The following is a 22000-nucleotide window of genomic DNA, read 5'->3' on the forward strand; positions in this document are numbered from 1 at the left end:
GAGACATGAGACTATTAGTCGTAGCAGCGGTTGCTTTGTTATTACAGGCTTGTCAGTCAACGGGTGATGATTTAACCCCTGCGCAAGAGCGCGCCGAGATTCGCCTAATGCGACATAACGTACTTAATGAGCTCACTAAAGTATCACCGCAAGCCAAGCAAGAAATAGAGCGCAGTGCTGGCTACGCTGTGTTTAGTAACGCGCAAATTAATATTATTTTATTTGCTGCTGGTACGGGTTACGGTGTCGTTAAAAATAACCTGACAGGCAAAGAAACCTTTATGGAAATGGGCGAAGCTGGAGTAGGTCTTGGGCTTGGTGCGAAAGATTTCAGAGCTGTGTTCGTGTTCCATACTGAAAAAGCCTTAAACCAATTTGTTGAGCAGGGTTGGGCGTTTGGTGCTGAAGCTGACGCGGCGGCCAAATCTAATGAAAAAGGCGGGCAAAAAAGTTACGGTGTTACCCTGGGCAATATTACCGTTTACCAACTCACTGAAAATGGTTTAGCACTGCAAGCCACGGTAAAAGGCACGAAGTATTGGCAATCATCTCGCCTTAATTAATCTTTTTTGGTGTTGTGCTGAAACGATAGCATGTAAATCAAAGTACAACACCGCAATCACTCCGTGTTAGAATTAACCTAGTACCTCGTTATTTTGGAGATATCAATGAAAAGGAATGCATTGATCTGCCTAACTGTAATCGTTGGGCTTTCATTTGCCATTAAGCCGGCACTTAGCCAACAAACTGCACCTGAGTCTAAAACACTTACCGAACAAGAGTATCAGGATTGGCTAAGAGATAAATTTGCCAATCAACACGAGCAACTTATTCCTGTAGTTGCCGTTGCTGATATGTTTTTCGCCTGTAATAAAGCAAAGAAAATGGAACCTGTTCCTTATCGGGTCAAAGATTTAATCACGGTCATGGATCGTGATCAGCTCGCCGAGAAGCTGATTGAATGCCTAGGTGATAACGATATCCAGTCAGACACTGCGATCAATTTTGGCTTAGAGGGGTGCTTTTATGAGCAACTTGCCGACAAACCGCAAGATGAACGAGATGAAAAAATGAAGTTGGTTAAGCGGGCTATTGCATCACTGTCGCGCGAGGAGAGGCAAAAAAGTTTAACGCAATGTGTGACGGATCAAGCGATAGATTACTTAAAGTAAGTTTTATAGGTTGGCTTGATGAAAACGTTGATATTAGTGCTATTGATAACCGCGGCACTTTACCTCTCACATTGAATATTTTCCGCAAAAGCCGCTATCGTATTTAACGCCAAGTTATCGAGATGGCCTATATCAGCTTGAAGAAGCGCTTATAACCCATTGTATGGTAAATAAGAGCTTCTAACTCACTGATGGTTTGTCCAATTTAACTAATTGTAAACTGCCTCATAAATGATAATATGGTTTAAAAAAATGGATTTTCTTCGTGAAGACAGTTACTTTCAAAACCCTATTACTCCTTGTATTCTTTTATATTCCTACTTTTTTGGTTGCCGCTGATATACCAGACGTAAAATTCGCAAAAACAGAGAGCTGGATTAGTGACACTAAACCCCATGATGTACCACAATCAGTTAATGATGCGAGTGTTAATTATTTACTCTTCGATAACCAAGTAGATATCAGAACCTCAATTAAAAAGCAGTTTTTTAGATATTCTTCTCAACCAATAAGTGAGCAAGGTCTTCAGCATGTCTCGCAAATTGAAGTTATATTCGCCCCTCAATATGAAACGTTAACGTTTCACACTATCGATATTGTAAGAAATGGGAAGTTAATTAACAAAATAGATAAATCTAAGTTAAAGGTATTTCAACAAGAAGAACAATTAAAAGAAAATATTTATAGTGAAAATTGGGTAGCCTTATTTATTTTGGAAGACGTTCGAGTCGGTGACATTATTAACTATAGTTACACAATTACAGGATCAAATCCTGTTTTGGGTAAGAAGAGTTTTGGCTATAGTCCCTTAAACTGGGGGGTGCCCGTTGCATTAACCCAATTTAGATTGGTCACCAATGCCAATGAATTAACTGAGGTTAATGTCCATAATAGTAGTAAAAAAATAGTGGAGAAGAGAGCAGGCGATTTTAGCGAATACTCTTTAATTCAACGCAACGTTGCTGCGGTAACGGAAGATGATTATATGCCGGCTTGGTATACCCCCTATGCATATGTCACTTATTCACAATATCGAGGGTGGGAAGATGTTAATGATTGGGCAATGGAGTTGTATGATACATCGCTAACGCTACCTAAAGAGTTAATTCGCCTCATTGAAAGCAGTAAAACCTCAAACACCTTGCAGACAGCAACATTAATGACCCAATGGGTTCAAGATAACATTAGATACTTTGGCATAGAGATGGGAGTAAACTCCCATTTACCAAGCTCGCCATCAGAAACGTTTAACCGAAGGTTTGGTGATTGTAAGGATAAGGCCGTACTGCTTATTGCCGTTTTAAAGCAATTAAACATCGACGCTTACCCTGTACTTGTATCCACAACAACTTCCAAAAATTTGCCAAATGAGACCCCGTCGCCTGGAGCATTTAACCACGTCATAGTGACTTTTGAGATAGATGAAAAAAGCTACTGGGTTGATGCTACAGTTTCCAACCAAAGAGGAAGTTTAGAGCAGATGTCGTTTCCTGATTATTATTGGGGGCTTGTAGTTAAGGATAACACCAGTCGCTTAACCTCAATTGAGCCCCACGATAACAATCAACTTAGGAGTAGTATAAATGTTACGAAAAAATTAATACTCGATGATGACTCTGGTAGAAATCAACTTATTGTTGAAACTGAGTATTCAGGTTGGCAAGCAGAACTAGTGCGTAATTATATTGATGGTGTGGGAATTAACATTTTAACTAAAGATCAGCTCAACTATTTTTCAAAATATTTCCCAAAGATAGAAACAGCAAAGCCGATAGTAGTAAAAGAGCACGAAAGTCTTAATAAACTAACTACGACTGAGAGCTATTATATTTTGAAGTTGGCTAATCAGTCTTCGCAAAACCAAAACATCTTTGTATACGCTCATCAGATTTTAGATAACATTTGGTTGCCCAATACCCGTAACAGAAGTGCGCCATTTATATTACCGTACTATCTAGACATTAATATGGATATTCAAATTATAGTGCCAGCAGCTAAAAACATTCTCTGGTACGAGGATGTAGAAATAACAAATAATGATAATAAATGGTTTACGTACGAGCGTCGGATTGAGAAGCGAGAAAATAGTATTTTCGTTAACTATGGATACCGATCACTTTTGCCTGAAGTGTCTGCAAGTGAATTTCATGAGTATGCCAGTTTACTTGAAGGTATTGAAAGTTCGTTAACTTATCCACTATTACTCAGGCAAAATTTGTCTGAATCAGATAAGACGACTAGAGCTAAAAATTTAGTAAAAATGCTAATGAAAAATCAATAAAAGGAATTTCTATGTTATCCCCTAGGTATTTTATCTTTGTTATTTACTTTATTTTGTCAGGATGCGCATCGACTTCAAGTGATAGTAAACAAGAAAATTTCGACAAAAATAAAAACTTTTACCAGTTGTTAAATCAGTTTAAATCGTCACCAGATTCAGTTTCCTATGATGAACTTTGGTTTGCGTATTTAAAGTCAGATCAAATAGAAAACTCGGGTATTAAGCAAGATGAGTATCATCAAGTGACTCAAAAGCTATTTAGTGGAGAGGCTAAATGTGAAGATATCAACTGGGAAGAAATCACACAGCTAAATTTTTGGTCTATTAAGCCTCATATTTCGGCTCAAACTTGTTATGAATCTATGGGCGTTTCAGATAAAGCTGATTTTCATGCGGCTAGTATAGATTTTTTATTAACGGGTATTCTTTCGAACGGTGATGGACGAAACTATTATTCTGCATATGAAATTGCTACCTGGGGTGATGCTTCAGATATCGTTGAGCTAGCTGGTTATGAAATTGTTGATAGCTACTATGAATTAAAACATTTTGGTCAAGCTTTGTACTTCATCTATATTGTTAATGACCCCGAAACAGGTTTTCAAAAAGAAATATATTTTGAAAACAATAAGTTCCTTCATGAAATACTTGATATTCAATATCCGTTTGCTTCTCTCAATAATTTACTACAAACAGAAGTTATAGACTTTTTCTCTCAAACAGACACAAACGCCAAAATTGCTAAGGCTAAAATATTAGTGTTAGAGGAGAAATATGATGATGCGGTGGTTTTATACTTAGATGCGATTCAAGATGGAAGCATTGTCGCAAATTATCTCCTTGGTATGTTATGTCACAGTGATAAACAAACGATACTTTTGCGATCTGAGTGTACAAGCTTTTTCTTTCAGGCTGCAGAAATGGGGTATGTCGATGCTAGTATCGCATTAGCATTTATCTATATGGAAGGCCTTGAAGTTGAAAAAAGTAAACAACTCGGCCTGCAGCTCATGTCTTCAATTGAAGGCAAACTCGAACCTGGTCAGGCATGGCATAAACTGGCATATTTTTACAATGATGTTTTGGGAATTCAAGATAAAGAAAAATATCGATATTACCTAAATCAAGCTGCAGCGCATGGTGATCAAGAAGCTCAAGCAACAACTGTTTTGTTAGATATACAGACAGTCGATGAAAATGATTTAGGAAAAATAGAAGCAATTATTCAACGCTTGAAAGGGATCGCAGAAAATGGCTTAGACACTGCTCAAGTAAGTTATGCAAATTTTCTTTTAACAACAAGCCAGAAGGGGAGCGAGAATTGGAATGAGGCAAAACTTTGGCTTGAGAAATCAGCAAATCAAGGCAATCCATTGGCCAACCATTTACTCGGGAATGCCTATCAATATGGCTACTTTGGCGAGAAAAATTTATTAAAAGCCTACTTTGCATATAACGATGCTGCGTTAAATTATTACCCTGATTCACAACTTCAAATCGGGTATTTTAATGACATCGGTAGAGTTGTCGAAGAAGACAAGCAGCTCGCAATCTCATGGTACTTTTTGTGTGCAAAAGCTTCTAATTTGAATTGTCTAAGAAATCTAGCTGTCTTTTTTCAAAATGGTATTGCTGTTGAGCAAAATTATGAAGCAGCGCTTCACTATTACACGATGGCAGCAAATTTAGGCCATGCACAGAGCATTACTGATTTAGCATTAATGTATCTCTTTGGAAATGGTACAGAACAAGATGTTGAGAAATCTAATGAGCTGTTTAAAAAAAGTTGTGATCTGAAGGATGGAAAAGCTTGCATGAACTTAGGTAACAACTACGTCAATGGTGAAGGTTTTAGCAAAAACATTGATAAAGCCAACGAACTCTTTGATAAAGCATGCCAGTATGGATTTACGGGTGGCTGTAATAACTTGGCTAATTCCTATGAACAAGGCAGGGGGGTTAGTAAAGATTATGGCCAAGCCGCTAAGCTTTATAAGCAAGCTTGCGATGCCGGTAATTCGATGAGCTGTTCTAATTTGGGTTATATGTATAGACATGGTAATGGTATGCCGCAAAACATTTCTAAAGCAAAAGAGCTATATTTGAAAGCTTGTAGTGGCGGTTACGATATCGGCTGTTCAAATTATCGAGGGTTACTTCAGTAACAGAGTGGTTAAAGCTGTTTGTTACATAGAGGAGGTAGTACCGATTAAATGTTTCATATTAAGATGATTTTTATCTTAATATCGATGCCCTTATTCGCTAAAGTTTATATTTTGTAACAATTTGCCGGAGTCAAATCCGGCTTTGTTGTTTCTGCAATTCATGTTTTTCACTTATAGTGTGAAGTAATAATAAACAACTTAATGGATAAGTTATGGGTCAAGAAACGCCAAAAATACTCGTTGTTGACGACGATATGCGCCTCAGAGCTTTACTAGAGCGCTACTTAGTGGAGCAGGGCTTTGTGGTACGAAGTGCGGCAAATGCTGAACAAATGGATCGCTTGCTAGAGCGCGAAAATTTCCACTTACTTGTACTTGATTTAATGCTACCGGGTGAAGATGGTTTGTCTATCTGTCGTCGTTTACGCCAACACAATAATGATATTCCTATCGTCATGTTAACGGCAAAAGGTGATGAGGTTGACCGTATCATAGGCTTAGAGTTAGGTGCCGATGATTATATGCCAAAGCCGTTTAATCCGCGTGAGTTACTCGCCCGTGTAAAAGCGGTATTAAGACGCCGAGTTCAAGAAGCACCAGGCGCGCCTTCACTTGAAGAAAATATCGTCACCTTTGGTGACTACCAACTCAATCTGGCAACGCGTGAAATGCGAAATGGCGATACCAATATGCCATTAACTAGCGGTGAATTTGCCGTTTTAAAAGCACTTGTTCAACATCCGCGTGAACCTTTATCTCGTGATAAGTTAATGAACCTTGCACGCGGCCGTGATTATTCTGCCCTAGAACGCAGTATCGACGTTCAAGTGTCGCGTTTGCGAAGAATGTTAGAAGACGATCCTGCCAAACCACGCTACATACAAACGGTTTGGGGTTTGGGTTATGTGTTTGTTCCTGACGGGCAAAAAGTGGCATAGTTGAGCCAGTATTTTAATAAGGTATCCTGATGAAGTTAATGCCGCGCAGTGCATTTGGCCAAACTGTATCGTTAATCGGTGTGTTGTTGTTGGTCAATCAAATTGTCGCTTATGCCTCGATGGCTATTTACATCATTCAACCGAGCTCACAGCAAATTAACCAGTTACTGGCAAAACAAATTCGCGTCGTTTTTATTGATATTAAAGACGTGGTGATGAGCCCGCAAATGGCGCAGGCATTTCATCGAGAAACGGGTATTGGTGTTTATCGCGAACACGAAGCTATGCAGTTGGGGTTAGCCAATGCTGACTATTACCCTTATCGCTCGATGGAAATGAGTAAACTACTCAATGGCCCTGCCGAAGTGCGGATTTCTCAAGGCGAAGAATACCTGTTTTGGATCAGACCGCCACAAGCGCCATCACTCTGGGTAAAAATACCATTATCTGGGCTAGAAGAAGCAAACCTGTTGCCATTGATTGTGGTCTTGATGGTGATCGGTGGTATGAGTGTGGTCGGTGGTTGGCTGTTTGTTCGGCAACTCAATAGGCCTTTGCGGGCACTTCAGCGGGCGGCAAATCAAGTGGGTAGAGGTGAATTTCCCGAGCCTCTAGAAGCACAGGGAACGAGTGAAGTTGTTGCCGTGACGCATGCGTTTAATCATATGTCTAAGGGCATTAAACGCTTGGAAGAAGATCGCAACTTATTAATGGCGGGGATTTCTCATGATTTGCGAACGCCGCTCACGAGAATTCGTCTTGCAACAGAAATGATGTCCGATCAAGAGTCCTTCTTAAAGGAAGGTATCGAAAGCGATATCGAGGATATGAATAATATTATCGATCAGTTTATTGATTATATCCGCCACGATACACTAGACAAACGCGAGCTTGCCAATGTTAATGAACTCGTCGATGAAGTGGTGCTAGCTGAGCGTATTTCAGGTCGTGAGTTTGTTGTAAATCTGGCGCAAACCCCGTTGGTGCCAATCAAGTACATCGCTATCAAACGCGCTTTAGTCAACTTAGTACAAAATGCACTGCGTTATACTCAAGGTACCATCTATATCTCTACCCGTTATGATAAAGTAGCCAAAATGGTCGCGATCGATGTCGAAGATGAAGGCGAGGGCATGAACCCAGAGGATATTGAGCTGTTATTTAAACCGTTTACCCAAGGTGACAAAGCGCGCGGTACAGAAGGTTCAGGTTTGGGTTTGGCAATTATCAAACGTATTGTTGATTCTCACGGTGGCCAAATTACGCTAGCCAATCGCCAACAAGGTGGCTTACAAGCGACAATAAAACTGCCGATAAAATAGTTAGTAGACAGAGTCGCGAGTTTAACTAGAAACAAAAAAGCCGCATAATGCGGCTTTTTGTCTTTAACAGGTGTGTCTTATAACTGAGGGCCAGCAGACACTAATGATTGACCGTGCTGCGTATCAGTAAACTTCTCAAAGTTATTAACGAAACGCCCTGCTAAGTCTTTAGCTTTGCTTTCCCAATCTGCCGCGTTGTCATAAGTGTTACGCGGATCAAGAATGTTGCTATCACAGTCGTGTAATGCTGTAGGTACGCTTAAGTTAAACATTGGCAGTTCAACCATTTCGGCATGCTCGATTGAACCGTCTAAAATGGCATCGATAATAGCGCGGGTATCTTTAATTGAGATACGTTTGCCTGAGCCATTCCAACCAGTATTTACTAAGTATGCTTCTGCACCAGCCGCTTCCATACGCTTGCGTAGAACGTCAGCGTATTGTGTTGGATGTAAGCTTAAGAACGCCGCACCGAAACAGCTAGAAAATGTTGGTGTCGGTTCAGTAATACCGCGCTCAGTACCGGCTAATTTAGCCGTGAAGCCAGATAAGAAATAGTACTCAGTTTGCTCAGGTGTTAGCTTGGCAACTGGCGGTAACACACCGAAGGCATCGGCTGTTAAGAAGATTACTTTCTTGGCATGGCCGGCGCGAGATACTGGCTTAACAATGTTTTCAATGTGGTGAATTGGGTAAGAAACACGGGTGTTTTCTGTTTTTGAGTTGTCGTCAAAATCAATTTTGCCGTTTTCATCTACTGTCACGTTTTCTAGTAACGCATCGCGACGAATAGCGTTGTAAATGTCTGGCTCGTTTTCTTTTGAAAGATTGATTGTTTTTGCGTAACAACCACCTTCAAAATTGAATACGCCATTGTCGTCCCAACCGTGCTCATCATCACCAATTAATTCGCGCTTAGGATCGGTAGAAAGTGTCGTTTTACCCGTACCTGATAAACCGAAGAATACGGCTACATCGCCATCTTTACCTACGTTTGCACTACAGTGCATTGAGGCAATACCTTTCAGTGGTAACAAGTAGTTCATCATTGAGAACATACCTTTTTTCATCTCACCACCGTACCACGTACCACCGATTAACTGCATTTTTTCAGTTAAGTTAAACGCAACAAAGTTTTCTGAGTTTAAGCCTTGTTCTTGCCAGTTAGGGTTCGTTGTTTTGGCACCATTCATAACAACGAAGTCTGGCTCGTAGTTTTCTAACTCTGCGTCAGTTGGGCGAATGAACATATTTTTTACGAAGTGAGCTTGCCAAGCAACCTCAGTGATAAAGCGAACTTTTAAACGCGTATCTTCGTTTGCGCCACAGAAAGTATCAACAACGAATAAACGCTTGCCAGATAATTGAGTAACCACTAAATCTTTTAAACTAGCCCAAGTTTCAGGTGTCATTGGCTTGTTATCGTTTTTGCCTTGATCTGCCCACCATACTGTGTCGCGTGTTACGTCATCGCGAACAATGTATTTATCTTTTGGTGAGCGACCAGTAAAAATACCGGTGTCAACTGAAACAGCGCCGAGCTCTGTAACATAACCTTTGTCATAACCTTCGAGGCTAGATTTCGTTTCTTCTTCAAACAATAAATCGTAAGACGGATTGTAAACAACCTCAGATACGTTGGTGATGCCGTATTGAGTTAAATCAATCGTTTTTGCCACAGTTGACATAGTTCATACTCTCCAATGGGTATAAATAAAAGTAATGGTTATGTTCCAGAGATTTCTAATCTCTCTGAGGGCGCCAATTCTAGGGGATTATTTGTTAAAAAAAAAGCAATAATTTTTTGTGACTGAAAGTTTTCATCTTTTACAACAAAGTTTGCTTGATTTGCATATTTTTGTATGTAAAAAAACTACAAACTGAATAATTTTACTTGAAATTCTAATTTCAGAAAGTGCTCAAATGACAAGGCTTGAGAAATAAAAAAGGACGCAAAAAGCGCCCTTTATGCAAAATGAGTGAATAACTAATGTTTTTTGTCACTAAAGTATTGAGCAAAGTGGCTTTGATCAAAACGATAAGTTGTTAAACAAAAGTCACAGTTTGTCGTGATTTCGCCTTGTTCAGCTAAGATATCTGCGATCTCTTCTTGACCGAGTTGACTGATCGCCGTTAAGACCTTTTCTTCAGAACAAGAGCAGCGGAACTTAACCGTTTGTGGTTCAAAGATTCGCACTTCTTCTTGATGATATAAGCGATAAAGTAACTCGTGCGCCTCTAGTGAGAAAATTTCATCTTGCTTAATGGTTTGAGTTAACTGACACAAGTGGTTGTAATCAGCTAACTGTTGTTCTTTATCTTCGCTATCGGGTAATAGCTGCACTAATGCGCCCGCAGCTTTGCCCTGCTCAATATCGGTAAATAACCACACAGACGTAGGAATTTGATCTGAGGTTTCAAAATAATTCGCTAAGCAATCGGCTAAGGTATCTTTTTCTAATGCGACAATCCCCTGATATGGCTCACCCGCTTTCGGGCGAATGGTGATCACCATAGTGCCTTTGCCTATCAGCGCCTTTAAGCCTGTGGCTTGAGTTGTTTGTGCTAGCTTGGCAACACCGCGCATATTTTGTTGGTCATCGCCATTGATCGCTAAATAACTTACTGGCCCATCACCTTGTAACTGCACAGTAATTTCACCTTCAAATTTTAAGGTTGCGGTGAGTAAACAGGTTGCCGATAACATTTCACCTAACAAGGCTTTTACACCCGCAGGATAGTTGTGGTCTGCAATAATGTCTTGATAGGTCTTTTCTAATTGCACTAGCTCGCCACGAGCGTGCATGTTGTCGAATAAATAACGGTGTAAAACGTCTTGCGTTGACATAACGGCTATATCCTGTCTTTCAATTGTCGAATTTGTCGACGTTGCTTTTTATCGGGTTTGGTTTCACTTGCGGGGCTAAATAATATCCCCTGTTTGCGAGCAAGTGCGTTATCTTCTCGCGTTTTTATACTTGCGTCAGTTTCTTGGTATAAGGTTTGGGCAAATGTTGCATTACTTCGCTTATCGGCGAGTGCAACGATGATCACTTCTCTTTCATCATAGCCTTGGCGTATTCTTACTTTGTCGCCAATCGCTACGTTTTTGCCTGATTTAGTGCGTTGGCCATTATAAAACACTTTACCGCCATCGATCATTTGTTTGGCAATCGCACGGGTTTTATAAAACCGCGCTGCCCACAACCATTTATCGAGGCGAGTCGGTGTATTTTCAATGGCGTTATTGGGATTATTTTTAGCCATAAATCCTCATGTCGAAATTTGTTAATATTGCTGTCACTTTGTTTTGATACACTCGAAATAATCGTTAATAGGTGCTTGTTGATACGTAAAACGTCAAGTATTATCAAAGCGGCATAAAGACAATAAATATGAACTATTATAAGAAATGTCACTCCAACAAACCATTAAACCTTTATTATCTGCATTTGAAAAAGTGCCACAGAAAACACTTGCTAATGTCATTAGTGGTGCCTTGTTGGTCTACATTGCTTTTGTCTTTGCCAAAATGACTTGGCAGTTGGTGCCAAATGACACTACCACTAATCAATTGCCCGTAGCCAAATCATATAGCACTGCACAGTCGTCTGATGCTGCTGTCGATGTTGGTAGTATTAAAGCGCTAAACTTGTTTGGTCAATTTAATCGCCAAGATGAAAAGCCGAAAGTGGTTGAAGTACAAGATGCACCGCAAACTCGCCTCAATTTAACCCTTACAGGCGTGGTTGCCAGTAGTGATGAGCGTTATGCCTCAGCAATAATTGAAAGCGGTGGTAGTCAATATACTTATGGCATCGGCGATAAAATTGAAAAAACAAGGGCAACTTTAGAGCAAGTATACAGTGATCGAGTTTTGATTAAACAGTCGGGCACACTGGAAACACTGATGCTCGATGGTGTTAAATACAACAAAACGCCGGCGTCAGCAACACGCCCATCAGCGCCAGTTCGCAAACCATCAAGGCAAGCAGGCCAAGTCATTGATCAACGTGAGAATCAAGCACTCGCCGAACAAGCAACGGTGTTAAAGCAAGACTTAACAAAAGATCCTGCAAAAATTGTCGACTATTTGACCATTGCACCACAGCGCCAAGGTGGCCAATTACTTGGCTATCGTTTGAATCCAGGGAAAAACCCTGAATTTTTTAAATCATCAGGCCTGCGCCCAGGTGATATTGCCGTACAGATGAACGGCTTAGACTTAACCTCGCCACAAGAAGCGAGTGATGCTTTAAAAGCATTGAGAACAGAATCAGAAATCACCTTGCTCGTCGACCGAGGCGGTGAATTAACTGAAATTCTATTTAGTATTAATTGATTTCAAGAAAAGGATTAGATCAATGCGCACAGCTAATCGCGCAAGTTTGTTAAAAGCTATGGCCTGTTCGGCACTGACTGCAATTTCAGTAAGTGCGGTATCATTGAGTTTGCCGTTACAAGCAGCAGAGCCGACCACGTTTTCGCCAAACTTTAGAAATACCAAAATAACTGAATTTATTAATACCGTTGGCAAAAACTTGCAAAAAACCATGATCGTCGACCCACAAGTTAAAGGGACGGTCAATGTTCGCAGTTATGATTTACTGACCGAAGAGCAATATTACCAGTTTTTCCTTAATGTCCTTGAAGTCCACGGTTTCTCTGCTGTCGAAATGGACAACAATATCGTTAAAATCATTCGCCAAAAAGATGCCAAAAGTTCATCAATACCGGTTGTTGATGAAGTTAATGCCGGCATGGGTGATGAAATGATCACGCGTGTGGTTGAAGTGAAAAATGTTACCGTGCGTGAACTAGTGCCATTGCTGCGTCAGTTAAATGACCAAGCCAGTGGTGGTAACGTGACCAACTACGACCCAGCTAATGTCATTATGATCACAGGCACAGCTGCTGTGGTTAATCGCATCGTTAAAATCATTGAAAAAGTTGACAAAGCCGGTGACCAAGACGTCCAGATTATTCGCTTACAGCATGCCTCTGCTGGCGATATGGTACGCATTATTGAATCGATGAATAAGGTTACTGCAAGTAAAGCGGCTTCAACGCCGACTTTCCTGATCCCAAAAATTGTCGCGGACGACAGAACAAATAGCGTCATTATTTCTGGTGAAGTGAAAGCGCGTGATCGCGTGGTTAAATTGGTTCAGCGTTTAGACGCTGAACTTGAAACTAACGGCAACACCCGCGTCTATTATTTAAAGTATGCCAAAGCTGAAGATATAGTGCCCGTTTTAAAAGGCGTTAGTGAGTCAATTGAGGCTGATGAAAATGCCAGTAAGTCAACCACTAGTCGTTCGGGTAAAAAGCGCAATATTTCAATCGAAGCACATGCTGATACCAATACTGTCGTCATTACTGCCCAGCAAGACATGTTGCGTTCACTAGAAGCGGTTATTCGTCAATTAGACGTTAGACGTGCTCAGGTATTAGTTGAAGCGATTATCGTCGAAGTCTTCGAAGCAGATGGCATCAACTTAGGTGTTCAGTGGTATACCGAAGAGGGTGGCTTTACTCAGTTTAATAATGGTCCTGCAACCATCTCACAAGTTGCCGCAGGTGTTGAGGCTGCTCAGTCTACCCCAGGTAAATACACGCCACCCGTTTTACACCCAGATACCGGTAATATTATTTCTCCAGGTGTCCAAGAGCCTGATATTAAAGGTGATTACTCATTGTTAGCCCAAGCGTTAGGCTCTGTTAGTGGTATGATGTTTGGTATTATGAAAGACGATTGGGGCGCTATAATTCAAGCGGTCAGCACTGACACCAATTCAAACATCTTAGCAACACCAAGTATTACAACGTTAGATAACGAAGAAGCCTACTTTATTGTCGGTCAAGAAGTACCAATCATTACTGGCTCAACAACGGGGAATAATAACGACAACCCGTTTCAAACCGTTGATCGACAAGAAGTTGGTATTAAGCTCAAAGTAACCCCGCAAGTCAATGAAGGCTCTGGTGTTCAACTAACCATTGAGCAAGAGGTTTCATCGGTTAGCGGTGCCACGGGAGTTGATATTGCAATCAACAAACGCGAAATAAAAACAACCGTTATGGCTGATCACGGCGATACTGTAATTTTAGGTGGTTTAATTGACGAAGACGTTCAAGAAAGTCAGCAAAAAGTGCCGTTATTAGGTGATATTCCACTTATTGGTCATCTGTTTAAATCGACCGGTAACACTGTCCGCAAACGCAATTTAATGGTGTTCTTACGTCCAACAATTCTTCGTGATGGCGACAGCATGAATGAAGTGACTAAGAACAAATACAACTTCATGCGAGCGCAGGAAATTTTGCAGCGTGAAAAAGGGCTGTCTTTAATGGATGACGAAAAGCTACCATTACTCCAAAAGTGGGAAGAGCAAGATAAACTGACCTTGCCACCGTCGTTTGACGAATATATGGAAGACAAAGCGCAAGAAAAAGCCGCAGATAAGAAAAAGCAATAGGTGTTGAGATATGAGTGATACATCACAGCCAACACCTGATGAAGAGTTAGCAGCGATTGAGCAAAGTGTTGAGGCCTTTAGCGATGATGGCGAATTTTCTGAGTCAGTCGAGCTAGCAGATGCTCATCAGATTACCTATCGTTTGCCGTTTGGTTTTGCCAAACGAAATAGTGTTTTGGTTAAACAGCAAGCAACAGGGTTTGAAGTCTACTGTTTGGCGCAAACAAAAGTCAACGTGCTCAATGAAGTGCGTCGCGTGTTAAAGCAGCCTTTTGTTATCCACTATTTGTCAGCTGATGAGTTTGAGGCAATGTTGACACAGGCTTACCAACGAGACTCTTCTGAAGCACAGCAAATGATGGAAGATATTGGCAATGAAGTCGATTTGTATTCATTAGCCGACGAAGTAGGCGAAACGCAAGACTTATTGGAAAATGAGGATGATGCCCCGATCATCAAAATGATCAATGCTATGCTCTCAGAAGCGATAAAAGAGAACGCCTCTGATATTCATATTGAAACCTTTGAATCGAGCTTGCAAATTCGTTTCCGCGTAGATGGTGTCTTACGTGAAGTCCTTAAACCGAATCGCAAATTGGCGTCTTTATTGGTCTCGCGTATCAAGGTTATGGCCAAGCTCGATATTGCCGAAAAGCGCATTCCACAAGATGGTCGTATTTCGTTGCGAATTGCTGGTCGCGCGGTAGATGTTCGTGTATCAACTATGCCTACAGGGCACGGTGAGCGTGTAGTGCTGCGTTTGTTAGACAAAAATGCTGCGCGCCTAGATTTACAAGATTTAGGTATGACGGATAAAAACCGCGCCTTATTCTCAGAACTCATCGACAAGCCTCACGGTATTATTTTGGTAACCGGCCCAACGGGCTCGGGTAAATCAACCACCTTGTATGCTGGCTTGAGCCAAATTGATTCGCGCGAGCGCAATGTTTTAACCGTTGAAGATCCCATTGAATTTGCCATTGAAGGCATTGGTCAAACGCAAGTAAACACGAAAGTAGATATGACTTTTGCGCGTGGCTTACGCGCGATACTACGTCAAGATCCCGATGTTGTTATGGTCGGTGAAATTCGTGACTTAGAAACGGCGCAAATAGGTGTGCAGGCCAGTTTAACGGGGCACTTAGTGTTATCAACGCTACATACCAATACCGCCGCCGGTGCGATTACTCGCATGGAAGATATGGGCGTTGAGCCATTCTTACTCTCCTCGAGTTTACTCGGTGTGTTAGCGCAACGTCTTGTTCGTACCTTGTGCCCTGAGTGTCGAGAAAGCCATCAGCCTGATAGTGAAGAGCGCAAACTTCTGCAGTTAGCAGATAATGATCAACGACCCATCTATCGTGCCACAGGTTGCAGTGAGTGCAACTTTAAAGGGTTTAAAGGTCGAACCGGTATCCATGAATTACTGGTTGTCGACGATAGAGCGAGAGAGCTGATTCACAATGGGCAAGGTGAGCAAGCGATAGAAAAACACATTCGCAAAACCACGCCAAGTATTCGTCAAGACGGCTTTGAAAAAGTGATGGCGGGTATAACCACCATCGAAGAAGTTTTGCGCGTCACTCGAGAAGATTAACCGTACGTTATGGCAGCATTCGATTACCAAGCGGTTGATAGTCGCGGGAAAAATAAAAAAGGCGTATTGGAAGGCGATAGCGCGAAACAAGTGCGCGGCTTATTGCGAGAGCAGGGGTTAATCCCGCTTGAAGTAACTCCAGTACTTGATAAAGCCAAAACCAGTGATACCAAAACACGCTTTAGCCGTGGCAAAATATCGGCTAGTGACTTAGCCTTGATCACCCGTCAATTATCAACGTTAGTTGAATCGGGCTTACCCATTGAAGAATCCTTGGTTGCTGTTGCGCAGCAGTGCGACAAAAATAGAATAAAAAGTATGATCATGGCGGTCCGAACTAAGGTCACCGAAGGTTATAGTTTGGCGGAAAGTATGGCGGAATATCCGCAAATTTTTAATCGTTTGTTCCGCGCCATGGTAGCCGCCGGTGAAAAGTCAGGTCATCTCGATAAAGTGCTCAGTCGCTTAGCGGATTACACCGAGCAGCGTCAGCAAATGCGTTCTGCGTTAATCCAAGCGCTAGTCTATCCGATTATTATGACGGTGATCGCCATTTCAGTTATTGCCATATTACTCACCTATGTGGTGCCAGATATCGTTGGCCAGTTTGAGCATATGGGGCAGAATCTGCCGAGTACGACTCAGTTTTTGATCGCATCAAGTGACTTCTTACGCGATTATGGCTTAGTCATAATACTGCTGATCTTCGCGAGTATTTTCGTCTTTGGGCAACTCATGAAAAAGCCAACAATTCGATTAAAAGTACACGAAAAACTGCTTACCTTGCCGTTTGTTGGTCGAGTTGCTAAAGGGATCAACACTGCCCGATTTGCGCGGACACTGAGTATTTTAACGGCCTCGGCAGTGCCGCTATTAGAGAGTATGCGTATTGCGGGTGAAGTGTTAGACAATTTATATATTAAACAAAAAATCAAAGAAGCAGGCGATAAGGTCCGCGAAGGTACGAGTTTGCGCGTTTCTTTAGAGCAAACGAAATTATTTCCGCCCATGATGTTACATATGATAGCTAGTGGTGAAAAAAGCGGACAGCTCGAGCATATGCTTGGTCGTGCTGCCGATAACCAAGATCGAGACTTTGAAGCCTTGGTCAATATTTCGTTAAAGGCGTTTGAGCCAGCATTGATGGTCACGATGGCCGGTATCGTACTATTTATTGTACTGGCGATTTTACAACCAATCTTACAATTAAATACTATGATCGGCGGCTAATAACTTGCTAATTTAGTTAAGCCTTATAAATCAGACATAGTGATTAAAGATTTACTAGCATAGAGGATGTTATGAAAGTTAAAAACTCTCCGAAAAAAGTCCAAGGTTTTACCTTGTTAGAAGTGATGGTCGTTATCGTTATCTTAGGTATTTTAGCTAGCTTAGTCGTACCTAATTTAATGGGTAGCCAAGAGCGTGCAAATATTCAAAAAGCAGTGTCTGATATCACTGCCTTAGAAACCTCGCTGAGCATGTACAAAATGGATAATTACAACTACCCAACGACTGAGCAAGGTTTAGAAGCATTGGTGTCTCAAACCGATGTTGATCCTGTGCCTCGCCGTTTTCCTGAAGGTGGTTATGTCAAGCGTTTACCGAAAGATCCATGGGGTAATGATTACCAATTACTAAATCCAGGTGAGCGCGGTACAATTGACGTATTTTCTGTCGGCCCAGACGGCGAAGCAGGCACTGACGACGATATCGGCAACTGGAATTTAGGTGATTACCAGTAATGCGCAAGAGACAATCACAATCTAAATCAACGGGGTTTACTCTGATTGAAGTCATGCTTGTGATTGTCTTAATTGGCATTTTTGTTACCACTGTCCAATTTAACTTCTTATCTAATAAGCCTGAAAAGCAACTCGAGCAGCAGGCGCAAAAGTTCTACGCCTTGTTCACACTCGCTGCTGAATACGCTTTGCTGAACAATATCGAATTGGGCATTCTCTTTACCAAAAATAGTTATCAATTCGTCGGTTTTGACGGCAGCGACTGGGTTGCTATCCCCGAGCAAGAGCAACTGCGCTTGATTGAGCTACCAGAAGAAATGCAGTTAACACTCAAGCTCGATGATTTGCCGCTTGACGATGGTCCATTGTTATTTGATCCCAAAGCCTTAATGCCAGAAGAAGATGATTTTCGAGCACAGGAAAAACCACCAACACCTCAGGTTTTTATCTTATCTGGTGGCGATATTAGCCCTTTTGCACTGACCTTTGCTTTTGATCCGACTGCCGATATTGATTTTGAGCCATACTACCGTGTAACAGGCTTATACAGTTTACCTATTACGCTTGAGGGGCCATTGACCAATGATGGCTAAATCCTCAGGCTTTACCCTAATCGAAGTGTTATTAGCGATGGCGCTGTTTGCTATTGCCGGCGTTGCCTTGCTAGGTACTGCAGGTAACAGTAGTGGAAATTTGCTGTATCTACAGCAGAAAACCTATGCTAATTGGGTCGCATCAAACCAATTGACGGAAGCTGTACTCAGTGAGCAATGGCCACCACAAAATAATAAGAAGGGTAAGCTAGAATTAGCCAAGCGCGATTGGTTTTGGCAACAAAAAGTCTTAAAGACCACGGATAATAATTTACGCGCGATTATTATCGAAGTTCGTTTAAAAGAAAACGACGAACTACCCAGTGCTAGCATGATGACCTACGTAGCGAAGCCAAGCAAATGAAGCTAGCGTATTATCAATCCACAGGTCAAGCACAACGCAGAGGCCAACGAGGTTTTACTTTACTTGAATTGTTGCTAGCGATGGCAATTTTCGCCTTGGTGAGTTTAGCCGGCTTGTCGGTGTTCGATACCGTGCGCAATTCTGATGAACTCACCAAGCGATCATTAAAAGAGTTAAATCAGCTGCAAACACTGTTCTTGTTAATGGAGCGGGATTTTACCCAAATAGCGCGCCGCCACGTGCGATTAGATGGCAACGAGTCGAGCGAAAACTTTATTCACACCCAATCGCTGAACTTCGCAAGCCAAACCGATGCGATTGCGTTTGTCCGTCATGGCTGGACTAACCCAAACCTTGTGATTGCCCGCAGTTCACTGCAGTCGGTCGCTTACCGCGTTGAAAATAGCACGCTTGAGCGTTTGTACTTTAACCATGTCGATGCAGTACCGGGTGAAGTGCCTAAAGTTCGTCAGTTACTCAGTGATGTTTCCGACCTGCGGTTTAAGTTTTACTATCAAAACAAATGGCAAGAAAGTGCACCTAAAGGCAGTTTACCTAAAGCTATTGAGGTCGAGATTGTTAGTGAACAACTAGGCACTATTAGCCGAAAATTTTTAGTCGCTGGCGATGAGAGCAGCACGAGTAGCGGGGAGGATAACTAATGTCAGCCCCTGCCTTTAAGCGCCAACAAGGTGTCGTGTTAATTTCTGTGTTGTTGATTATCGCGCTGGCGACCATTGTCGCTAGTCAAATGAGCAATCGCATTATGGGGCAACTTCAAAGGGCATCGAATATCGAGGTTAACCAGCAGGCCTATTGGTATGCGATGGGCGCAGAAGCATTTGCTAAACGAGTTATTGAAACCGTGGTTGATCAAGATCCTGATTTTATCAACTTGTCGCAAATTTGGGCGCAAGGAGAGACCACTTATCCGGTAGACAATGGTCAAATTGTCGGTGAAATTAGTGATCTACAGGCATGCTTTAACTTAAACGCCTTGCGTCCTTTAGCTGATGATAGTGATAATAATGAAAAGTCAGTCCAGCGTTTGGGGTTTGAGCGCCTATTAGTGAATTTAGCCATGGAAGATGTCGATCAATTTACTGCCGAATATATGGTCGATGCACTGATTGATTGGCTAGATGAAAACTCGAGTATTGTGAGCGCTGGCGGCGCAGAAGATAATGACTATGCTGGTCGTGAATTTCCATATTTAGCAGCCAATCATTATTTAGCCGATATTTCTGAGTTACGCGTTATTGAGCACTTTACGATGTCGGCTATCAATCAATTAAAAGATTATGTCTGCGTATTGCCCAATACTAATTTACACAAGCTCAATGTGAATACGATTAGCGAAGAACACGCTGTGCTGCTGCAATCATTCTTGGATATTTCATTAGAAGATGCCCAAGAGATCATTAGCGAGCGCGGTGAATCAGGTTTTGAAAAAATTGATGATGTGTTAGCGTTGCAGGTACTAACTAACGCAAAGTTAACAAGCCAAGAGAAAGAGCAACTCACGGTCGATAGTGATTACTTTCAATTATCTAGTCGTGCCAGTTTTAATAATAGCTTCTTTACGTTAGTGTCTACCTTAAAAGTTGAAAACAATAAACGGGTCGATGTGATACGAAGAAGTGTAGGGAAAAATTAATAGTGGAAACCTTATATATCAGATTGGGGAGTCAGGTACAGGACTCGATATCTTGGTTGGTTTACTCAACCCGTGAACAAGCCATTATTGCCAGTGGCGAACTGCCAGATGCCAATGCTTTGCATGAACTATCACCTAAAGCAGCCGAGCGCAAAGTGGTGGTTTTTGTCAACGCAAGTGATGTCAGTTTGCACGCGCTTAAAGTACCAGCAAAATCACAAAGAGCTATGCACCAAGCTGCGCCATATATGGTTGAAGAGTTATTAGCACAAGACGTTGAAACCATGTTTTTTGCTTATGGTCAGTTGCCTGACGATGCAGCGGGACACAATTGTTATCTCGCCGGTGTTGCTCGCAGCCAAATGGCGCTTTGGCAAACTTGGTTATCTGCGGCAGAAATCACTACTGATACTATGATACCCGACGCCCTTGCCTTACCTTTTGAGCAAGACAAGTGGAGCTTGATCAGCATTGGCGAACAAGTGTTAATTAAACAAAGCGCTTGGCAGGCAATGACACTAGATCAGCAAACTTTTGATCACGCTTTAAGCCTATGGCAGCAAGATGAGAGTTTAACGCTAGCAACTTATTCACCGTTTGCTTTTACCGAGCAAGCAACAGCGTGTGCAATTGAGCCTCAGCAAGAGGAGTTACCGTTAGCATTACTAGCTCAACATGCTAACCATGCCGCTGTAAACTTATTACAAGGCGAATATCAAGTTAAATTGAAAAAGTCGAATAGCAAGCAGCACTGGTTGATTGCTGCGAGCTTAGCTGGTGTCGCGCTTATCGCTCACCTTTCGTATACCGCGATCACGTTATACCAAGTACAGCAAGAGCAACAAGCAACTGAGCAAACGATTATTGCGACCTACAAAAAAGCGTTTCCAGAAGCCAAACGAGTTAGCGTGGCAACCGTTCGTTCACAAATGAATCGCAAATTGGCAGAGCTCGGTGAAGGTGGTCAGGATGCGAGCTTTTTAAGGTTACTCGATAAAATTGAACCGGCGTTCGCCCGAGTACCTCAAATCAAGCCTGAATCTGTTAAATACGACGGCAAGCGCAACGAGTTGCGATTAACCGCTGTGGCACAAAATTATCAAGCCTTCGATCAGTTTAAGGCGGCTTTGGAAGCACTTAACTTGGAGGTTGACATTGGTTCTCAAAACAACCAAGGTCAGCAAGTCGTTGGCTCAATGAGTATTAAGGGATAACGATGAAAGAAAAATGGCAGGCACTACAGCCTCGGGAGCAACAATTAGTTGCCTTAATGACGATCGTTATGGCGATATTTTTATTTGTCACATTAATTTGGCAACCATTGCACAACAATTTAGCACAGAGCCAACAGAAGTTATCTCGTCAACAAGAGTTACTGGTGTGGCTACAAGATAAAACGGCACTTTATCAGCAAAGTATTGGACAAAGTAGCAATCGCCCTTCAACCGGCAGTTTATCGAGTATTACAAACCGCAGCGCGGCAAAGTTTCAAATTACCATAACGCGAATCCAACCAACAGGTGATGATTTACAAGTATGGATAGATGAAGTGAGCTTTGACAGTTTAATGGATTGGTTAGCTACGTTGTCGGCTTCTGAAGGTATCCGTGTCAAAGGCATAGACCTTGCCAATAGTGATACCAGTGGTGTTGTTAAAGTGCGCAGATTACAATTAGGGAAGCGTTAA

20 protein-coding genes are annotated in these 22000 nt (G+C 41.9%); 17 read left to right on the forward strand and 3 right to left on the reverse strand.

From position 1 onward, the window contains the following. Positions 1-5: 5 nt before the first annotated feature. The 6 genes from LP316_RS04565 to envZ all read left to right on the forward strand — a co-directional run bounded on the left by LP316_RS04565 (position 6) and on the right by envZ (position 7878). Positions 6-563 carry a YSC84-related protein gene (locus LP316_RS04565; RefSeq protein WP_193022899.1) on the forward strand — a complete coding sequence of 186 codons (558 nt, stop codon included), beginning with the start codon at positions 6-8 and terminating at the stop codon, positions 561-563. 105 nt (positions 564-668) lie between these two features. Then, positions 669-1172 (forward strand): hypothetical protein, encoded by a 504-nt coding sequence (locus LP316_RS04570; RefSeq protein ID WP_193022900.1) that lies wholly within the window; start codon positions 669-671, stop codon positions 1170-1172. 265 nt (positions 1173-1437) lie between these two features. Then, positions 1438-3453: a DUF3857 domain-containing transglutaminase family protein gene (locus LP316_RS04575; RefSeq protein ID WP_193022901.1), complete on the forward strand. Its 2016-nt coding sequence runs from the start codon at positions 1438-1440 to the stop codon at positions 3451-3453. A gap of 11 nt (positions 3454-3464) precedes the next feature. After that, positions 3465-5618 (forward strand): tetratricopeptide repeat protein, encoded by a 2154-nt coding sequence (locus tag LP316_RS04580; protein WP_193022902.1) that lies wholly within the window; start codon positions 3465-3467, stop codon positions 5616-5618. 212 nt (positions 5619-5830) lie between these two features. After that, positions 5831-6556: a two-component system response regulator OmpR gene (gene ompR / locus LP316_RS04585; protein WP_193022903.1), complete on the forward strand. Its 726-nt coding sequence runs from the start codon at positions 5831-5833 to the stop codon at positions 6554-6556. Between the two features lie 29 nt (positions 6557-6585). Beyond that, positions 6586-7878 (forward strand): two-component system sensor histidine kinase EnvZ, encoded by a 1293-nt coding sequence (envZ, locus tag LP316_RS04590; RefSeq protein WP_193022904.1) that lies wholly within the window; start codon positions 6586-6588, stop codon positions 7876-7878. A gap of 77 nt (positions 7879-7955) precedes the next feature. On the opposite strand, the gene pckA is transcribed toward envZ, so the two are convergent. From pckA to LP316_RS04605, 3 genes are all read right to left on the reverse strand, one after another. Continuing rightward, positions 7956-9566 (reverse strand): phosphoenolpyruvate carboxykinase (ATP), encoded by a 1611-nt coding sequence (gene pckA, locus LP316_RS04595; protein ID WP_193022905.1) that lies wholly within the window; start codon positions 9564-9566, stop codon positions 7956-7958. Between the two features lie 299 nt (positions 9567-9865). Further along, positions 9866-10726: an Hsp33 family molecular chaperone HslO gene (gene hslO, locus LP316_RS04600; protein WP_193022906.1), complete on the reverse strand. Its 861-nt coding sequence runs from the start codon at positions 10724-10726 to the stop codon at positions 9866-9868. 5 nt (positions 10727-10731) lie between these two features. Then, the gene (locus LP316_RS04605; RefSeq protein ID WP_193022907.1) at positions 10732-11145 is read right to left on the reverse strand and encodes an RNA-binding S4 domain-containing protein; all 414 of its coding nucleotides are present in this window, start codon (positions 11143-11145) and stop codon (positions 10732-10734) included. A gap of 145 nt (positions 11146-11290) precedes the next feature. Between LP316_RS04605 and gspC the strand changes: the two genes are divergently transcribed. The 11 genes from gspC to gspM all read left to right on the forward strand — a co-directional run bounded on the left by gspC (position 11291) and on the right by gspM (position 22000). After that, positions 11291-12220: a type II secretion system protein GspC gene (gene gspC, locus LP316_RS04610; protein ID WP_193022908.1), complete on the forward strand. Its 930-nt coding sequence runs from the start codon at positions 11291-11293 to the stop codon at positions 12218-12220. A 22-nt stretch (positions 12221-12242) separates the two neighbouring features. After that, positions 12243-14357 (forward strand): type II secretion system secretin GspD, encoded by a 2115-nt coding sequence (gspD, locus tag LP316_RS04615; RefSeq protein WP_226960803.1) that lies wholly within the window; start codon positions 12243-12245, stop codon positions 14355-14357. 10 nt (positions 14358-14367) lie between these two features. Then, entirely contained in the window at positions 14368-15954 is a 1587-nt protein-coding gene (gspE, locus tag LP316_RS04620) for a type II secretion system ATPase GspE (protein ID WP_193022909.1), read from the forward strand. A 9-nt stretch (positions 15955-15963) separates the two neighbouring features. Continuing rightward, a complete protein-coding gene (gene gspF / locus LP316_RS04625) occupies positions 15964-17184 on the forward strand; it encodes a type II secretion system inner membrane protein GspF (protein ID WP_193022910.1) in 1221 nt (406 codons plus the stop codon). A 71-nt stretch (positions 17185-17255) separates the two neighbouring features. Next, positions 17256-17699, forward strand: a complete 444-nt coding sequence (gene gspG, locus LP316_RS04630; protein WP_193022911.1) for a type II secretion system major pseudopilin GspG — start codon at positions 17256-17258, stop codon at positions 17697-17699. After that, positions 17699-18292: a type II secretion system minor pseudopilin GspH gene (gspH, locus tag LP316_RS04635; protein ID WP_193022912.1), complete on the forward strand. Its 594-nt coding sequence runs from the start codon at positions 17699-17701 to the stop codon at positions 18290-18292. The genes gspG and gspH overlap by 1 nt, the downstream gene beginning before the upstream one ends. Further along, positions 18282-18656, forward strand: coding sequence for a type II secretion system minor pseudopilin GspI (gene gspI / locus LP316_RS04640; RefSeq protein ID WP_193022913.1), 375 nt, complete (start codon positions 18282-18284; stop codon positions 18654-18656). The genes gspH and gspI overlap by 11 nt, the downstream gene beginning before the upstream one ends. Continuing rightward, entirely contained in the window at positions 18653-19318 is a 666-nt protein-coding gene (gene gspJ, locus LP316_RS04645; protein WP_193022914.1) for a type II secretion system minor pseudopilin GspJ, read from the forward strand. The genes gspI and gspJ overlap by 4 nt, the downstream gene beginning before the upstream one ends. Continuing rightward, entirely contained in the window at positions 19318-20313 is a 996-nt protein-coding gene (gene gspK / locus LP316_RS04650) for a type II secretion system minor pseudopilin GspK (RefSeq protein ID WP_193022915.1), read from the forward strand. The genes gspJ and gspK overlap by 1 nt, the downstream gene beginning before the upstream one ends. Before the next feature lie 2 nt (positions 20314-20315). Further along, positions 20316-21527 (forward strand): type II secretion system protein GspL, encoded by a 1212-nt coding sequence (gspL, locus tag LP316_RS04655; RefSeq protein WP_193022916.1) that lies wholly within the window; start codon positions 20316-20318, stop codon positions 21525-21527. A 2-nt stretch (positions 21528-21529) separates the two neighbouring features. Continuing rightward, a complete protein-coding gene (gene gspM, locus LP316_RS04660; protein ID WP_193022917.1) occupies positions 21530-22000 on the forward strand; it encodes a type II secretion system protein GspM in 471 nt (156 codons plus the stop codon).

This window comes from Thalassotalea sp. LPB0316, from assembly GCF_014898095.1.
Classification (GTDB): domain Bacteria; phylum Pseudomonadota; class Gammaproteobacteria; order Enterobacterales; family Alteromonadaceae; genus Thalassotalea_G.